The organism is Escherichia sp. HH41S, assembly GCF_009820115.1.
Taxonomy (GTDB): Bacteria; Pseudomonadota; Gammaproteobacteria; order Enterobacterales; family Enterobacteriaceae; genus Escherichia; species Escherichia coli_F.
Window position 1 is genome coordinate 346,919 of sequence record NZ_VNXE01000086.1, and the last position, 14,639, is coordinate 361,557.

18 protein-coding genes are annotated in these 14,639 nt (G+C 52.0%); 13 read left to right on the top strand and 5 right to left on the bottom strand.

Annotated features, from left to right (window positions below):
- Nucleotides 1-89 precede the first annotated feature (89 nt).
- From speA to yqgD, 4 genes are all read right to left on the bottom strand, one after another.
- Nucleotides 90-2,066: a biosynthetic arginine decarboxylase gene (gene speA, locus FQZ95_RS17645; protein WP_105287665.1), complete on the bottom strand. Its 1,977-nt coding sequence runs from the start codon at nt 2,064-2,066 to the stop codon at nt 90-92.
- A gap of 8 nt (nt 2,067-2,074) precedes the next feature.
- The gene (gene yqgB, locus FQZ95_RS17650; RefSeq protein ID WP_001360961.1) at nt 2,075-2,206 is read right to left on the bottom strand and encodes an acid stress response protein YqgB; all 132 of its coding nucleotides are present in this window, start codon (nt 2,204-2,206) and stop codon (nt 2,075-2,077) included.
- 93 nt (nt 2,207-2,299) lie between these two features.
- Nucleotides 2,300-2,443 carry a protein YqgG gene (gene yqgG, locus FQZ95_RS26740; RefSeq protein WP_001297404.1) on the bottom strand — a complete coding sequence of 48 codons (144 nt, stop codon included), beginning with the start codon at nt 2,441-2,443 and terminating at the stop codon, nt 2,300-2,302.
- Nucleotides 2,444-2,553: 110 nt separating this feature from the next.
- On the bottom strand, nt 2,554-2,805 hold the full coding sequence (yqgD, locus tag FQZ95_RS26745; protein WP_001305310.1) for a protein YqgD: 252 nt from the start codon (nt 2,803-2,805) through the stop codon (nt 2,554-2,556).
- 55 nt (nt 2,806-2,860) lie between these two features.
- Between yqgD and metK the strand changes: the two genes are divergently transcribed.
- The 8 genes from metK (at nt 2,861) to ruvX (ending at nt 10,128) form a co-directional block, all read left to right on the top strand.
- Nucleotides 2,861-4,015 (top strand): methionine adenosyltransferase, encoded by a 1,155-nt coding sequence (metK, locus tag FQZ95_RS17660; protein ID WP_001062128.1) that lies wholly within the window; start codon nt 2,861-2,863, stop codon nt 4,013-4,015.
- Between the two features lie 480 nt (nt 4,016-4,495).
- Nucleotides 4,496-5,890: a galactose/proton symporter gene (gene galP / locus FQZ95_RS17665; protein WP_001112301.1), complete on the top strand. Its 1,395-nt coding sequence runs from the start codon at nt 4,496-4,498 to the stop codon at nt 5,888-5,890.
- Nucleotides 5,891-5,966: 76 nt separating this feature from the next.
- The gene (locus FQZ95_RS17670; protein WP_001316615.1) at nt 5,967-6,464 is read left to right on the top strand and encodes a SprT family zinc-dependent metalloprotease; all 498 of its coding nucleotides are present in this window, start codon (nt 5,967-5,969) and stop codon (nt 6,462-6,464) included.
- 94 nt (nt 6,465-6,558) lie between these two features.
- The gene (gene endA, locus FQZ95_RS17675; protein WP_000286513.1) at nt 6,559-7,266 is read left to right on the top strand and encodes a deoxyribonuclease I; all 708 of its coding nucleotides are present in this window, start codon (nt 6,559-6,561) and stop codon (nt 7,264-7,266) included.
- Between the two features lie 79 nt (nt 7,267-7,345).
- Nucleotides 7,346-8,077: a 16S rRNA (uracil(1498)-N(3))-methyltransferase gene (rsmE, locus tag FQZ95_RS17680; protein WP_001300912.1), complete on the top strand. Its 732-nt coding sequence runs from the start codon at nt 7,346-7,348 to the stop codon at nt 8,075-8,077.
- 12 nt (nt 8,078-8,089) lie between these two features.
- Nucleotides 8,090-9,040: a glutathione synthase gene (gene gshB / locus FQZ95_RS17685; protein WP_000593273.1), complete on the top strand. Its 951-nt coding sequence runs from the start codon at nt 8,090-8,092 to the stop codon at nt 9,038-9,040.
- Between the two features lie 108 nt (nt 9,041-9,148).
- Nucleotides 9,149-9,712, top strand: a complete 564-nt coding sequence (locus tag FQZ95_RS17690; RefSeq protein ID WP_105287666.1) for a YqgE/AlgH family protein — start codon at nt 9,149-9,151, stop codon at nt 9,710-9,712.
- Entirely contained in the window at nt 9,712-10,128 is a 417-nt protein-coding gene (gene ruvX, locus FQZ95_RS17695) for a Holliday junction resolvase RuvX (RefSeq protein WP_000017111.1), read from the top strand. The genes FQZ95_RS17690 and ruvX overlap by 1 nt, the downstream gene beginning before the upstream one ends.
- A 173-nt stretch (nt 10,129-10,301) precedes the next feature.
- On the opposite strand, the gene FQZ95_RS17700 is transcribed toward ruvX, so the two are convergent.
- Complete coding sequence (locus FQZ95_RS17700) at nt 10,302-11,282, bottom strand: PilT/PilU family type 4a pilus ATPase (protein WP_105271642.1); 981 nt, start codon at nt 11,280-11,282, stop codon at nt 10,302-10,304.
- Between the two features lie 17 nt (nt 11,283-11,299).
- On the opposite strand from FQZ95_RS17700, the gene yggS reads away from it, so the two are divergent.
- The 5 genes from yggS to hemW are packed head-to-tail and all read left to right on the top strand — an operon-like array spanning nt 11,300 to nt 14,605.
- The gene (gene yggS / locus FQZ95_RS17705; protein WP_000997795.1) at nt 11,300-12,004 is read left to right on the top strand and encodes a pyridoxal phosphate homeostasis protein; all 705 of its coding nucleotides are present in this window, start codon (nt 11,300-11,302) and stop codon (nt 12,002-12,004) included.
- A 17-nt stretch (nt 12,005-12,021) separates the two neighbouring features.
- A complete protein-coding gene (gene yggT / locus FQZ95_RS17710; protein WP_105287667.1) occupies nt 12,022-12,588 on the top strand; it encodes an osmotic shock tolerance protein YggT in 567 nt (188 codons plus the stop codon).
- Entirely contained in the window at nt 12,585-12,875 is a 291-nt protein-coding gene (gene yggU / locus FQZ95_RS17715; RefSeq protein WP_001277222.1) for a DUF167 family protein YggU, read from the top strand. Before yggT ends, yggU begins: the two co-directional genes overlap by 4 nt.
- Nucleotides 12,876-12,882: 7 nt before the next feature.
- A complete protein-coding gene (locus FQZ95_RS17720) occupies nt 12,883-13,476 on the top strand; it encodes an XTP/dITP diphosphatase (RefSeq protein WP_001174749.1) in 594 nt (197 codons plus the stop codon).
- The gene (hemW, locus tag FQZ95_RS17725; protein WP_039021550.1) at nt 13,469-14,605 is read left to right on the top strand and encodes a radical SAM family heme chaperone HemW; all 1,137 of its coding nucleotides are present in this window, start codon (nt 13,469-13,471) and stop codon (nt 14,603-14,605) included. The genes FQZ95_RS17720 and hemW overlap by 8 nt, the downstream gene beginning before the upstream one ends.
- Nucleotides 14,606-14,639: the final 34 nt, after the last annotated feature.

Genomic DNA, 14,639 nt, shown 5'->3' on the forward strand with positions numbered 1-14,639 from the left:
GAAAGCAGCTAAATTATTTTTAAGAATATATAAAAAGAAAGCGGGCCGATTTACGTAAATAAATCGACCCGATAGCGGAATAATCTTAATTATTCATCTTCAAGATAGGTATAACCGTACAAACCTGCCTCGAACTCTTCCAGGAACTGTTGTTGCAGTTCAGCATCAAGATCGGTTTTCTTCACTTGATCACGGAACTGGGTTAACAGCGTTTTCGGATCGAGCTGTACATATTGCAGCATGTCCGCCACGGTATCGCCTTCGTCAGACAGTTCCACTTCTACGCTACCATCAGGGAAGACGAACACATCAACCGCTTCGGTATCACCAAACAGGTTGTGCATGTTGCCGAGGATCTCCTGATATGCGCCGACCATAAAGAAACCGAGCATCGGCGGATTCTCTGGATCGTACTCCGGCATAGGCATTGTCGTGGCAATACCATCACCATCGATATAGTGGTCGATGGCACCGTCAGAGTCACAGGTAATATCCAGCAGCACGGCGCGCCGCTCCGGAACTTGATTCAGCCCTGCCAGCGGCAGAACCGGGAACAACTGGTCGATCCCCCATGCGTCCGGCATCGACTGGAACAGCGAGAAGTTGACGTACATTTTGTCCGCCATACGTTCCTGCAATTCGTCGATAATCGGGCGATGTGCGCGGTTTTGCGGATCCAGCTGCTTTTGCACTTCATGACACATGCTCAGATAAAGCTGCTCAGCCCACGCGCGTTCTTGCAGGTTGTAGGTGCCCGAAGAATAGCCGATATGAATATCGTGCAAGTCCATCTGGCTGTCATGTAACCACTCACGCAGAGAACGGCGAGTTCCCGGTTCGTGCATCTCCTGCCAGGTTTCCCACATGCTTTGCAGCGCGCGCGGTGCGTCTTCTGCTGGCGCGGTCGGCACCGTGTATTCGTTACGTTCCACGCCGATGATATTCGACACCAGCACGGTGTGATGCGCAGTCACCGCACGACCTGATTCGGTGATTACTGTCGGATGCGGCAGACCATTTTCTTCACACGCATCGCCAATCGCCCAAATGATGTTGTTGGCGTATTCATTGAGGCCGTAATTCACTGAACAGTCGGACTGCGAACGAGTACCTTCATAGTCCACACCCAGACCGCCGCCGACATCAAAGCACTGAATATTGACGCCCAGCTTGTGCAGTTCCACATAGAAACGCGCGGATTCACGAACGCCCGTGGCGATATCGCGAATATTCGCCATCTGCGAACCGAGGTGGAAGTGCAGCAGTTGCAGGCTGTCGAGACGTCCGGCTTCACGCAGGGTTTCAACCAGTTGCAGTACCTGAGTCGCCGCCAGGCCGAACTTCGATTTTTCCCCGCCAGAAGACTGCCATTTGCCAGAACCTTGAGACGCCAGACGCGCGCGCACGCCCAGACGAGGAACGACATTCAGACGTTCTGCTTCATCCAGCACAATGGCGATTTCTGACATCTTCTCAATGACCAGATAGACCTTATGGCCCATCTTCTCGCCAATTAATGCCAGGCGGATATATTCGCGGTCTTTATAACCATTGCACACGATGACGCTACGGGTCATGCCAGCATGCGCCAGTACCGCCATCAACTCAGCTTTGGAACCGGCTTCCAGGCCCAGCGGTTCGCCCGAATGAATCAGGGATTCAATCACGCGGCGGTGCTGGTTAACTTTGATCGGATAAACGAGGAAGTAATCGCCGTTATAGCCGTAGGATTCCCGCGCACGTTTGAACGCGGCGTTAATGGAACGCAAACGGTGCTGCAGGATCTGTGGGAAACAGAACAGTGCAGGCAGACGCTGACCCTGTGCTTCACGAGTTTTCACTAACTGCGCGAGATCGACGCGAGCTTCCGGGACGTCCGGGTCCGGGCACACGCTAATGTGGCCCAGCTCGTTAACGTCATAATAGTTATTGCCCCACCAGGCAATATTGTAAGTACGCAGCATCTTGCTGGCTTCCTGGGAGCTCATTGCAACCTCCTGCATGGAGCGTAGTACACCGTGTTCGCCCGCTGACGAAGGCAAACTCATAGACATGTCGTCAGACATAGCGAACCTCAAATTATTTTATTAAGTGTAAAACAGTTAACGACTATCGCAGCCTGGGACTGCGATAACAACCCATAAGCACACGGATTTTCCAGCAAAGTATGCTGACGCTCCGACTGCGCAACCGGTTTCTTTTTCATAACATTATTAAACACATAACCGAACGTAAGTGTGACAGTTCGGCGAAACCACGAGAAAACTCTTGTTTTTACAAGAGCGCCCTTGTTCAGTCCTCAGTAACTGTAACCAGCTCTTGAATCCTGAGAAGCGCCGAGATGGGTATAACATCGGCAGGTATGCAAAGCAGAGATGCAGAGTGCGGGGAACGAATCTTCACCAGAACGGTGAGACAGGTTAAGCAGCAGACAACGGTTCATTATTTCGTATCACCTCCACGGCCGCCTGTTAAGACGAACCCACAAGCCAAAACTCTGATTTCAACCCGGCTGGAAGTGGCAACACGAAAGAAACGTCGTGTGCTTTTTATTTAAGCCGCGCGCCGCGTTTTATACCCCACAATGGCAGAAAATTGCAAAAGATAAATACGCAGAATGCCAGCATTGTCAGGAAAAATTTCCAGCCACGTTTTTAACAGAATGAGACACGATTCAAAAAAAAGTGGAAATTGGGTGAAGAACTGACCTAAAATAGCCATCCAGATGTTAATCCATCCATACCGATTAACACTCAGACTGCCAGTGTTTTTAACCTGCAGAGTCGTGGTAGGATCCGCTACCACAGAAAATCCACACAACAGTTTGAGCTAACCAAATTCTCTTTAGGTGATATTAAATATGGCAAAACACCTTTTTACGTCCGAGTCCGTCTCTGAAGGGCATCCTGACAAAATTGCTGACCAAATCTCTGATGCCGTTTTAGACGCGATCCTCGAACAGGATCCGAAAGCACGTGTTGCTTGCGAAACCTACGTAAAAACCGGCATGGTTTTAGTTGGCGGTGAAATCACCACCAGCGCCTGGGTAGACATCGAAGAGATCACCCGTAACACCGTTCGCGAAATTGGCTATGTACATTCCGACATGGGCTTTGACGCTAACTCCTGTGCGGTCCTGAGCGCTATCGGCAAACAATCTCCTGACATCAACCAGGGCGTTGATCGTGCCGATCCGCTGGAACAGGGCGCGGGCGACCAGGGTCTGATGTTTGGCTACGCAACCAATGAAACCGACGTGCTGATGCCAGCACCTATCACCTATGCACACCGTCTGGTTCAGCGTCAGGCTGAAGTACGTAAAAACGGCACTCTGCCGTGGCTGCGCCCGGACGCGAAAAGCCAGGTGACTTTCCAGTATGACGACGGCAAAATCGTTGGCATCGATGCTGTAGTACTTTCCACCCAGCACTCTGAAGAGATCGACCAGAAATCGCTGCAAGAAGCGGTAATGGAAGAGATCATCAAGCCGATTCTGCCCGCTGAATGGCTGACTTCTGCCACCAAATTCTTCATCAACCCGACCGGTCGTTTCGTTATCGGTGGCCCGATGGGTGACTGCGGTCTGACTGGTCGTAAAATCATCGTTGATACCTACGGCGGCATGGCGCGTCACGGTGGCGGTGCATTCTCTGGTAAGGATCCATCAAAAGTGGACCGTTCAGCAGCGTACGCAGCACGTTATGTCGCGAAAAACATCGTTGCGGCTGGCCTGGCCGATCGTTGTGAAATTCAGGTTTCCTACGCAATCGGCGTGGCTGAACCGACCTCCATCATGGTGGAAACTTTCGGTACCGAGAAAGTGCCTTCTGAACAACTGACTCTGCTGGTACGTGAGTTCTTTGACCTGCGTCCATATGGTCTGATTCAGATGCTGGATCTGCTGCATCCGATCTACAAAGAAACCGCAGCATACGGTCACTTTGGTCGTGAACATTTCCCGTGGGAAAAAACCGACAAAGCGCAGCTGCTGCGCGATGCTGCCGGTCTGAAGTAATCTTTCTTCACCTGCTTTCAAAGGCCAGCCTCGCGCTGGCCTTTTTCTTTTCCAGAGAAATGCCTGATGCGCTACGCTTATCAGGCCCACAACCGCTGTCACATGTAAGTGGATAAGGCGTTCACGCCACATCCGGCAAAAAACCGCCCGCAATAACATCATTCTTCCTCAACACGTTTTACCGCAAATCATCACCACGACTGAAACCGATTACACCCACCACACCAGCCAAATATTTGTAATATTTTCATATTATTATTCAGTTTTCACAGCTGTTACATTTCTTTTCAGTAAAGTCTTAATTGCAGATAACTGCGTTTAATCTATGATGATATAACTCAATTATTTTCATGCACTTAAATCATAACTAAGATAAATGTTAGTGTAAGCGATTACACTGATGTGATTTGCTTCACATCTTTTTACGTCGTACTCACCTATCTTAATTCACAATAAAAAATAACCATTTTGGAGGGCATCATGCCTGACGCTAAAAAACAGGGGCGGTCAAACAAGGCAATGACGTTTTTCGTCTGCTTCCTTGCCGCTCTGGCGGGATTACTCTTTGGCCTGGATATCGGTGTAATTGCTGGCGCACTGCCGTTTATTGCTGATGAATTCCAGATTACTTCGCACACGCAAGAATGGGTCGTAAGCTCCATGATGTTCGGTGCGGCAGTCGGTGCGGTGGGTAGCGGCTGGCTCTCCTTTAAACTCGGGCGCAAAAAGAGCCTGATGATCGGCGCAATTCTGTTTGTTGCCGGTTCACTGTTCTCTGCGGCTGCGCCAAACGTTGAAGTACTGATTCTTTCCCGCGTTCTGCTGGGGCTGGCGGTGGGTGTGGCCTCTTATACCGCACCACTGTATCTCTCTGAAATTGCGCCGGAAAAAATTCGCGGCAGTATGATCTCGATGTATCAGTTGATGATCACTATCGGGATCCTCGGTGCTTATCTTTCTGATACCGCCTTTAGCTACACTGGTGCATGGCGCTGGATGCTGGGTGTGATTATCATCCCGGCAATTTTGCTGCTGATTGGTGTTTTCTTCCTGCCAGACAGCCCACGTTGGTTTGCTGCCAAACGCCGTTTTGTTGATGCCGAGCGCGTGCTGCTGCGCCTGCGCGACACCAGTGCGGAAGCGAAACGCGAACTGGATGAAATCCGTGAAAGTTTGCAGGTTAAACAGAGTGGCTGGGCGCTGTTTAAAGAGAACAGCAACTTCCGCCGCGCGGTGTTCCTTGGCGTACTGTTGCAGGTAATGCAGCAATTCACCGGGATGAACGTCATCATGTATTACGCGCCGAAAATCTTCGAACTGGCGGGTTATACCAACACCACCGAGCAAATGTGGGGGACAGTGATCGTCGGTCTCACCAACGTACTCGCCACCTTTATCGCAATAGGCCTTGTTGACCGCTGGGGACGTAAACCAACGCTAACGCTGGGCTTCCTGGTGATGGCTGCTGGCATGGGCGTACTCGGTACAATGATGCATATCGGTATCCACTCTCCGTCGGCGCAGTATTTCGCTATCGCCATGCTGCTGATGTTTATTGTCGGCTTTGCCATGAGTGCCGGTCCGCTGATTTGGGTACTGTGCTCCGAAATTCAGCCGCTGAAAGGCCGCGATTTTGGCATCACCTGCTCCACCGCCACCAACTGGATTGCCAACATGATCGTTGGCGCAACGTTCCTGACCATGCTCAACACGCTGGGTAACGCCAACACCTTCTGGGTGTATGCGGCTCTGAACGTACTGTTTATTCTGCTGACATTGTGGCTGGTACCGGAAACCAAACACGTTTCGCTGGAACATATTGAACGTAATCTGATGAAAGGTCGTAAACTGCGCGAAATCGGCGCTCACGATTAATCTCCTCTGGCTTCCTCCCGTCGCGGAGGAAGCCACCTCTTGCAGTCATCTTTTCTTCGCTCTATCCTCTGCCGCTATGAAAACATCCCGTCTCCCTATCGCCATCCAACAGGCCGTTATGCGTCGCCTGCGGGAAAAACTCGCCCAGGCCAACCTGAAGCTGGGGCGTAACTACCCGGAGCCAAAACTCTCTTACACCCAGCGCGGAACCTCTGCCGGAACAGCCTGGCTGGAAAGCTATGAAATTCGCCTCAATCCCGTTTTGCTGTTGGAAAACAGTGAAGCTTTTATTGAAGAAGTGGTGCCGCACGAACTGGCACATTTGCTGGTATGGAAACATTTCGGCCGCGTAGCGCCACATGGCAAAGAGTGGAAGTGGATGATGGAAAACGTGCTGGGCGTTCCCGCCCGTCGTACGCATCAGTTCGAACTGCAATCCGTGCGTCGCAACACCTTCCCCTACCGCTGCAAGTGCCAGGAACATCAGCTTACCGTACGCCGCCATAATCGCGTAGTTCGTGGCGAGGCCGTCTATCGCTGTGTTCATTGCGGTGAACAGCTGATTGCAAAATAACCACCTGAACTATCAGGAACTTTCCTGATCTGGCTGATTGCATACCAAAACAACTTTCGCTACGTTGCTGGCTCGTTTTAACACGGAGTAAGTGATGTACCGTTATTTGTCTATTGCTGCGGTGGTACTGAGCGCAGCATTTTCCGGCCCGACGTTGGCCGAAGGTATCAATAGTTTTTCTCAGGCGAAAGCCGCGGCGGTAAAAATCCACGCTGACGCGCCGGGTACGTTTTACTGCGGATGTAAAATTGACTGGCAGGGCAAAAAAGGCGTTGTCGATCTGCAATCGTGCGGCTATCAGGTGCGCAAAAATGAAAACCGCGCCAGCCGCGTAGAGTGGGAACACGTTGTTCCCGCCTGGCAGTTCGGTCACCAGCGCCAGTGCTGGCAGGACGGTGGACGTAAAAACTGTGCCAAAGATCCGGTTTATCGCAAGATGGAAAGCGATATGCATAACCTGCAACCGTCAGTCGGTGAGGTGAATGGCGATCGCGGCAACTTTATGTACAGCCAGTGGAATGGCGGCGAAGGCCAGTACGGTCAATGCGCTATGAAGGTCGATTTCAAAGAAAAAGCCGCCGAGCCACCAGCACGTGCACGCGGTGCCATTGCGCGCACCTACTTCTATATGCGTGACCAATACAACCTGACACTCTCTCGCCAGCAAACGCAGCTGTTCAACGCATGGGACAAGATGTATCCGGTTACCGACTGGGAGTGCGAGCGCGATGAACGCATCGCGAAGGTGCAGGGCAATCATAACCCGTATGTGCAACGCGCTTGCCAGGCGCGAAAGAGCTAACCTACACTAGCGGGATTCTTTTTGTTAACCCCTACCCCACGCGTACAACCGCGTGGGGAGACGACGCGGATTTTTAACTATGCGTATCCCCCGCATTTATCATCCTGAACCACTGACCAGCCATTCTCACATCGCGCTTTGCGAAGATGCCGCCAACCATATCGGGCGCGTACTGCGCATGGGGCCAGGACAGGCGTTGCAATTGTTTGACGGTAGCAACCAGGTCTTTGACGCCGAAATTACCAGCGCCAGCAAAAAAAGCGTGGAAGTGAAAGTGCTGGAAGGCCAACTCGACGATCGTGAATCTCCGCTGCATATTCACCTCGGTCAGGTGATGTCGCGTGGCGAAAAAATGGAATTTACGATCCAGAAATCGATCGAACTCGGTGTAAGCCTCATTACGCCACTTTTTTCTGAGCGTTGCGGCGTTAAACTGGATAGTGAACGTCTGAACAAGAAGCTCCAGCAGTGGCAGAAGATTGCAATTGCTGCCTGTGAGCAGTGTGGTCGTAACCGGGTGCCGGAAATCCGTCCAGCGATGGATCTGGAAGCCTGGTGTGCAGAGCAGGATGAAGGACTGAAACTGAATCTTCACCCGCGCGCCAGTAACAGCATCAATACGTTGCCGTTACCGGTTGAACGCGTCCGCCTGCTAATTGGCCCGGAAGGCGGTTTATCGGCAGATGAAATTGCCATGACTGCCCGCTATCAATTTACTGATATCCTGTTGGGACCTCGCGTTTTGCGTACAGAGACAACTGCGCTCACCGCCATCACCGCACTACAGGTGCGTTTTGGCGATTTGGGCTAACGGAGAAGAATAATGATCAAGCTCGGCATCGTGATGGACCCCATCGCAAACATCAACATCAAGAAAGATTCCAGTTTCGCTATGTTGCTGGAAGCACAGCGTCGTGGTTACGAACTTCACTATATGGAGATGGGCGATCTGTATCTGATCAATGGCGAAGCCCGCGCCCATACCCGCACGCTGAACGTGAAGCAGAACTACGAAGAGTGGTTTTCGTTCGTCGGTGAACAGGATCTGCCGCTGGCCGATCTCGATGTGATCCTGATGCGTAAAGACCCGCCGTTTGATACCGAGTTTATCTACGCGACCTATATTCTGGAACGTGCCGAAGAGAAAGGGACGCTGATCGTTAACAAGCCGCAAAGCCTGCGCGACTGTAACGAGAAACTGTTTACCGCCTGGTTCTCTGACTTAACGCCAGAAACGCTGGTTACGCGCAATAAAGCACAGCTGAAAGCGTTCTGGGAGAAACACAGCGACATCATTCTTAAGCCGCTTGACGGTATGGGCGGCGCGTCTATTTTTCGCGTGAAAGAAGGCGATCCGAACCTCGGCGTGATTGCCGAAACCCTGACTGAACACGGAACTCGCTACTGCATGGCGCAAAATTACCTGCCAGCCATTAAAGATGGCGACAAACGCGTGTTGGTGGTGGATGGCGAACCGGTGCCGTACTGCCTGGCGCGTATTCCGCAGGGGGGCGAAACCCGTGGCAATCTGGCTGCCGGTGGTCGCGGTGAACCTCGTCCGCTAACGGAGAGTGACTGGAAAATCGCCCGTCAGATCGGACCGACGCTGAAAGAAAAAGGGCTGATTTTTGTTGGTCTGGATATCATCGGCGACCGTCTGACTGAAATTAACGTCACCAGCCCAACCTGTATTCGTGAGATTGAAGCAGAGTTTCCGGTGTCGATCACCGGAATGTTAATGGATGCCATCGAAGCACGTTTACAGCAGCAGTAACCCACCTTAGCGAGAAGGATCTCGTTGAGACTCTGAGTGACAGCGCCCTTCTTTCCACGCATACTGGGCGCTGTTGCTTTTTTGAACCAGGAAACAGAACCTCTGACAATGAATTTACAGCATCACTTTCTTATTGCCATGCCTGCTCTCCAGGATCCGATTTTCCGTCGTTCCGTGGTCTACATTTGCGAACATAATGCCAATGGTGCAATGGGTATCATCGTCAACAAGCCACTGGAAAATCTCAAAATTGAAGGGATTCTGGAAAAGCTGAAGATCACGCCGGAGCCGCGTGATGAATCAATCCGTCTGGATAAACCGGTTATGCTCGGCGGCCCACTGGCTGAAGATCGCGGGTTTATTTTGCATACTCCGCCCTCCAATTTTGCTTCCAGCATTCGCATTTCAGACAACACGGTGATGACCACTTCCCGCGATGTGCTGGAAACGCTCGGCACCGATAAACAACCGTCTAACGTATTGGTGGCTCTGGGCTATGCCTCCTGGGAGAAAGGTCAACTGGAACAAGAAATTCTCGATAACGCGTGGCTAACCGCCCCGGCAGATCTGAATATTCTGTTCAAAACACCGATTGCCGACCGCTGGCGCGATGCGGCAAAACTGATTGGTGTGGATATTCTCACCATGCCTGGTGTGGCAGGGCATGCCTGATGAGTGGAACCTTACTCGCCTTCGACTTCGGCACCAAAAGCATTGGCGTAGCGGTCGGCCAACGCATTACCGGCACCGCTCGCCCACTGCCCGCAATTAAAGCGCAGGACGGTACGCCGGACTGGAACCTTATCGAACGTTTACTGAAAGAGTGGCAACCTGACGAAATTATCGTCGGTTTGCCGCTGAATATGGACGGTACCGAGCAACCGTTGACTGCCCGGGCGCGTAAATTCGCCAATCGTATTCATGGCCGTTTTGGTGTTGAAGTTAAGCTCCATGATGAACGGCTTAGCACCGTGGAAGCGCGCTCCGGTCTGTTCGAACAGGGCGGCTATCGGGCGCTCAACAAAGGTAAAGTTGACTCTGCCTCTGCGGTTATTATTCTCGAAAGTTATTTCGAGCAGGGATATTAAGGCGATTTACTAGCGCACAGATTTCTGACAATGTGCTCGTTGTTTCATGTTGGATGCGGCGTAAACGCCTTATCCAACCTACGGTGAGTGCGAATTCAAAGTTACGCTTCCCTTGTAGGCCCGATAAGCTTGCGCATCGGGCATGTTTACAATTCGTATCAGACACAGCAACGTCACAAGCGCCCTTCTTTCACCCGCTGCTGATAACTCTGCTGAAACGTTAACATCCCCACTTGTTGCCCAGTTTGAATAACATGCGGTAACTGGTGGGTTTTCCCTTCGCGAATCAAATTCCCCACCGCGGGTGTGTTAACCAGCAATTCAAACAGCGCTACTCTTCCTTCCTGTTTATCCACTTCCAGCTTTTGTGACAACACTGCCCGCAAGCTCCCGGCCAGTTGATTACGCACGGGATCTTTTTCCTGCGCCGGAAATGAATCCACCAGTCGCTCAACTGCCTGCGCGGCACCACGCGTATGTAATGTTGCCAGCACCAGATGCCCGGTTTCTGCCGCCGTCAGCGCCAGACGGATTGTCTCGCTGTCACGCAGCTCTCCGAGCAATATCACATCGGGATCTTCCCGCAATGCAGCCCGCAACCCCGATGCGAACGTCATACAGTGCAAACCAATCTCCCGCTGCTGGATCAAACATCGCTGGCTGGCATAGAGATATTCCACAGGATCTTCCAGCGTCAGAATATGCGCATCGGCATGTTGATTGAGATAGCCAACCATCGCCGCCAGCGTGGTAGATTTGCCACTCCCCGTCGCCCCCGTCACCAGAATCAGGCCATTCTGGCTCTTGAGTAATTCCGGCAATACCGGTGGTGCGCCAAGCTGTTCGAGCTGCGGGCAGTGCGAAGGCAACAGCCGTAATGCCAGAGAAATGCCTTGCCGTTGTGCGAACGCACTGCCGCGCAATCTCTGGTTTTCCGCCAGCGACACAGCAAAATCCAGCTGACCATTCTCCAGCAATATTGCCCGCTGATCGTCATCCAGCCACTCCCGCAATAGCTCTTCCACGTCCGGCGCATCAAACGGCGCAGCTTCCATTCTTCCGCGAATACGCCATCGTGCGGGCCAGGCGCTGCACAGGTGTAGATCCGAGACGTTATGCTTTACACTAAGGGCCACAATTTCTTCCATATTCATACTAAGATCCTCGGAAAATGAACGATATTGCGCATAACCTGGCACAGGTCCGGGACAAAATCTCAGCGGCTGCAACGCGTTGCGGTCGTTCTCCAGAAGAAATTACGCTGCTTGCAGTCAGTAAAACAAAACCTGCGAGCGCCATCGCAGAAGCCATTGATGCCGGGCAGCGTCAATTTGGTGAAAACTATGTTCAGGAAGGGGTAGATAAAATTCGCCACTTTCAGGAACTGGGCGTCACAGGATTAGAATGGCATTTTATTGGCCCGTTGCAGTCTAATAAAAGCCGCCTGGTGGCAGAGCATTTCGACTGGTGTCATACCATCGACCGTTTGCGCATCGCTACCCGTCTGAACGACCAGCGCCCGGCAGAACTTCCCCCTCTTAACGTACTGATTCAAATTAATATTAGTGATGAAAACAGTAAGTCCGGGATTCAACTGGCTGAACTGGACGAGCTGGCAGCTGCGGTCGCTGAACTACCGCGTTTACGTCTGCGCGGGCTGATGGCGATCCCTGCGCCTGAGTCAGAATATGTAAGGCAGTTTGAAGTTGCACGCCAAATGGCTGTAGCATTTGCCGGACTGAAAACGCGCTACCCGCATATCGACACGCTCTCTCTGGGAATGTCGGACGATATGGAAGCCGCCATTGCGGCAGGTAGCACGATGGTTCGTATCGGCACTGCAATTTTTGGTGCGCGTGATTACTCTAAAAAATAAGGAATTAAAGGAACGCCATGAATACGTTGACTTTCCTGCTTTCAACGGTCATTGAGCTGTATACCATGGTGCTGTTATTACGCATCTGGATGCAGTGGGCTCATTGTGATTTTTACAACCCCTTCTCACAGTTTGTGGTGAAGGTGACGCAGCCGATTATCGGACCACTGCGCCGCGTTATTCCGGCAATGGGACCGATTGACAGCGCCTCGCTGCTGGTTGCCTATATTCTCAGTTTTATCAAAGCCATCGTGCTGTTTAAAGTCGTGACTTTCCTGCCGATCATCTGGATTGCTGGTTTACTGATTTTGCTGAAAACCATCGGCCTGTTGATTTTCTGGGTCCTGCTGGTGATGGCGATTATGAGCTGGGTAAGCCAGGGTCGTAGCCCGATTGAATACGTCCTGATCCAGCTGGCCGATCCACTGCTGCGCCCGATTCGCCGCCTGCTGCCAGCAATGGGTGGGATTGATTTCTCGCCGATGATCCTCGTTCTGCTGCTGTATGTCATTAATATGGGTGTCGCAGAAGTACTGCAGGCGACCGGAGACATGCTGCTACCGGGGCTGTGGATGGCGTTATGAGTGCCGTAACAGTTAACGATGACGGTCTGGTTTTACGGCTTTATATTCAGCCGAAAGCCAGCCGTGATTCTATTGTCGGTTTACATGGCGACGAAGTAAAAGTCGCCATTACCGCGCCGCCGGTTGACGGCCAGGCCAACAGCCATCTGGTGAAGTTTCTCGGCAAGCAATTCCGGGTAGCCAAAAGCCAGGTGGTAATTGAGAAAGGCGAACTTGGCCGCCACAAACAAATTAAAATCATTAATCCGCAACAAATCCCGCCAGAAATCGCGGCGTTAATTAATTAGGTATCCTATGCAAAAAGTTGTCCTCGCAACCGGCAATGCCGGTAAAGTTCGTGAGCTGGCGTCGCTGCTTAGCGACTTCGGTCTTGATATCGTGGCCCAAACAGACCTCGGCGTAGATTCTGCCGAAGAAACCGGCCTGACCTTTATCGAAAACGCGATTCTGAAAGCACGACACGCGGCAAAAGTGACCGGTTTACCAGCAATTGCCGACGACTCTGGTCTGGCGGTAGATGTGCTTGGCGGCGCGCCTGGGATTTACTCCGCACGTTATTCCGGTGAAGACGCGACCGATCAAAAGAATCTGCAAAAACTGCTGGAAACTCTGAAAGACGTACCGGACGACCAACGTCAAGCGCGTTTCCACTGCGTGCTGGTATATCTGCGCCACGCGGAAGATCCGACTCCGCTGGTGTGCCACGGTAGCTGGTCTGGCGTGATTACTCGTGAACCGGCGGGTACTGGCGGCTTTGGTTATGATCCAATCTTCTTCGTGCCTTCCGAAGGTAAAACCGCTGCCGAACTGACCCGCGAAGAAAAGAGCGCCATTTCCCACCGTGGTCAGGCATTGAAACTGCTGTTGGACGCTTTACGAAATGGTTAAATTACCGCCGCTGAGTCTCTACATTCACATCCCGTGGTGCGTGCAGAAATGCCCGTACTGCGATTTCAACTCTCACGCGTTGAAAGGAGAAGTGCCGCACGACGATTATGTTCAGCATCTGCTTAACGATCTGGACAACGATGTGGCTTACGCTCAGGGCCGTGAAGTGCAGACAATCTTTATTGGCGGCGGTACGCCGAGCCTGCTTTCTGGCCCGGCGATGCAAACGCTGCTGGACGGCGTGCGTGCGCGTTTGCCGCTGGCAGCGGATGCAGAAATCACCATGGAAGCGAACCCAGGCACGGTAGAAGCCGATCGCTTTGTTGATTATCAGCGTGCTGGTGTAAACCGCATCTCTATTGGTGTGCAGAGTTTTAGCGAAGAAAAGCTAAAACGACTTGGACGTATTCATGGCCCGCAAGAAGCGAAACGGGCGGCAAATCTGGCAAGCGGGCTGGGGCTGCGTAGTTTTAACCTCGATTTGATGCATGGGTTGCCTGATCAATCACTGGAAGAGGCGCTTGGCGATCTACGCCAGGCCATTGAACTGAATCCGCCGCACCTTTCCTGGTATCAACTGACCATCGAACCTAATACGTTGTTTGGCTCACGCCCTCCTGTACTGCCGGACGACGATGCATTGTGGGATATCTTCGAGCAAGGGCATCAGTTATTAACGGCTGCGGGTTATCAGCAATATGAAACATCCGCTTACGCCAAACCAGGTTATCAGTGCCAGCACAATCTCAACTACTGGCGATTTGGTGACTACATCGGTATTGGCTGCGGCGCGCACGGCAAAGTCACCTTCCCGGATGGGCGCATTCTGCGTACCACCAAAACGCGTCATCCGCGTGGTTTTATGCAGGGGCGGTATCTGGAAAGCCAGCGTGATGTCGAAGCCGCAGATAAGCCGTTTGAGTTCTTTATGAATCGCTTCCGTCTGCTGGAAGCCGCGCCGCGCGTGGAGTTTAGCCAGTATACTGGCCTTTCAGAAGAGGTTATTCGCCCTCAGTTAGACGAGGCTATTGCTCAGGGTTATCTCACAGAATGTGCGGATTACTGGCAGATAACGGAACATGGGAAGTTGTTTTTAAATTCGCTGCTGGAGCTTTTTCTGGCTGAGTAAATTTGTATTGCCGGATGCGGCGTGTACGCAACAT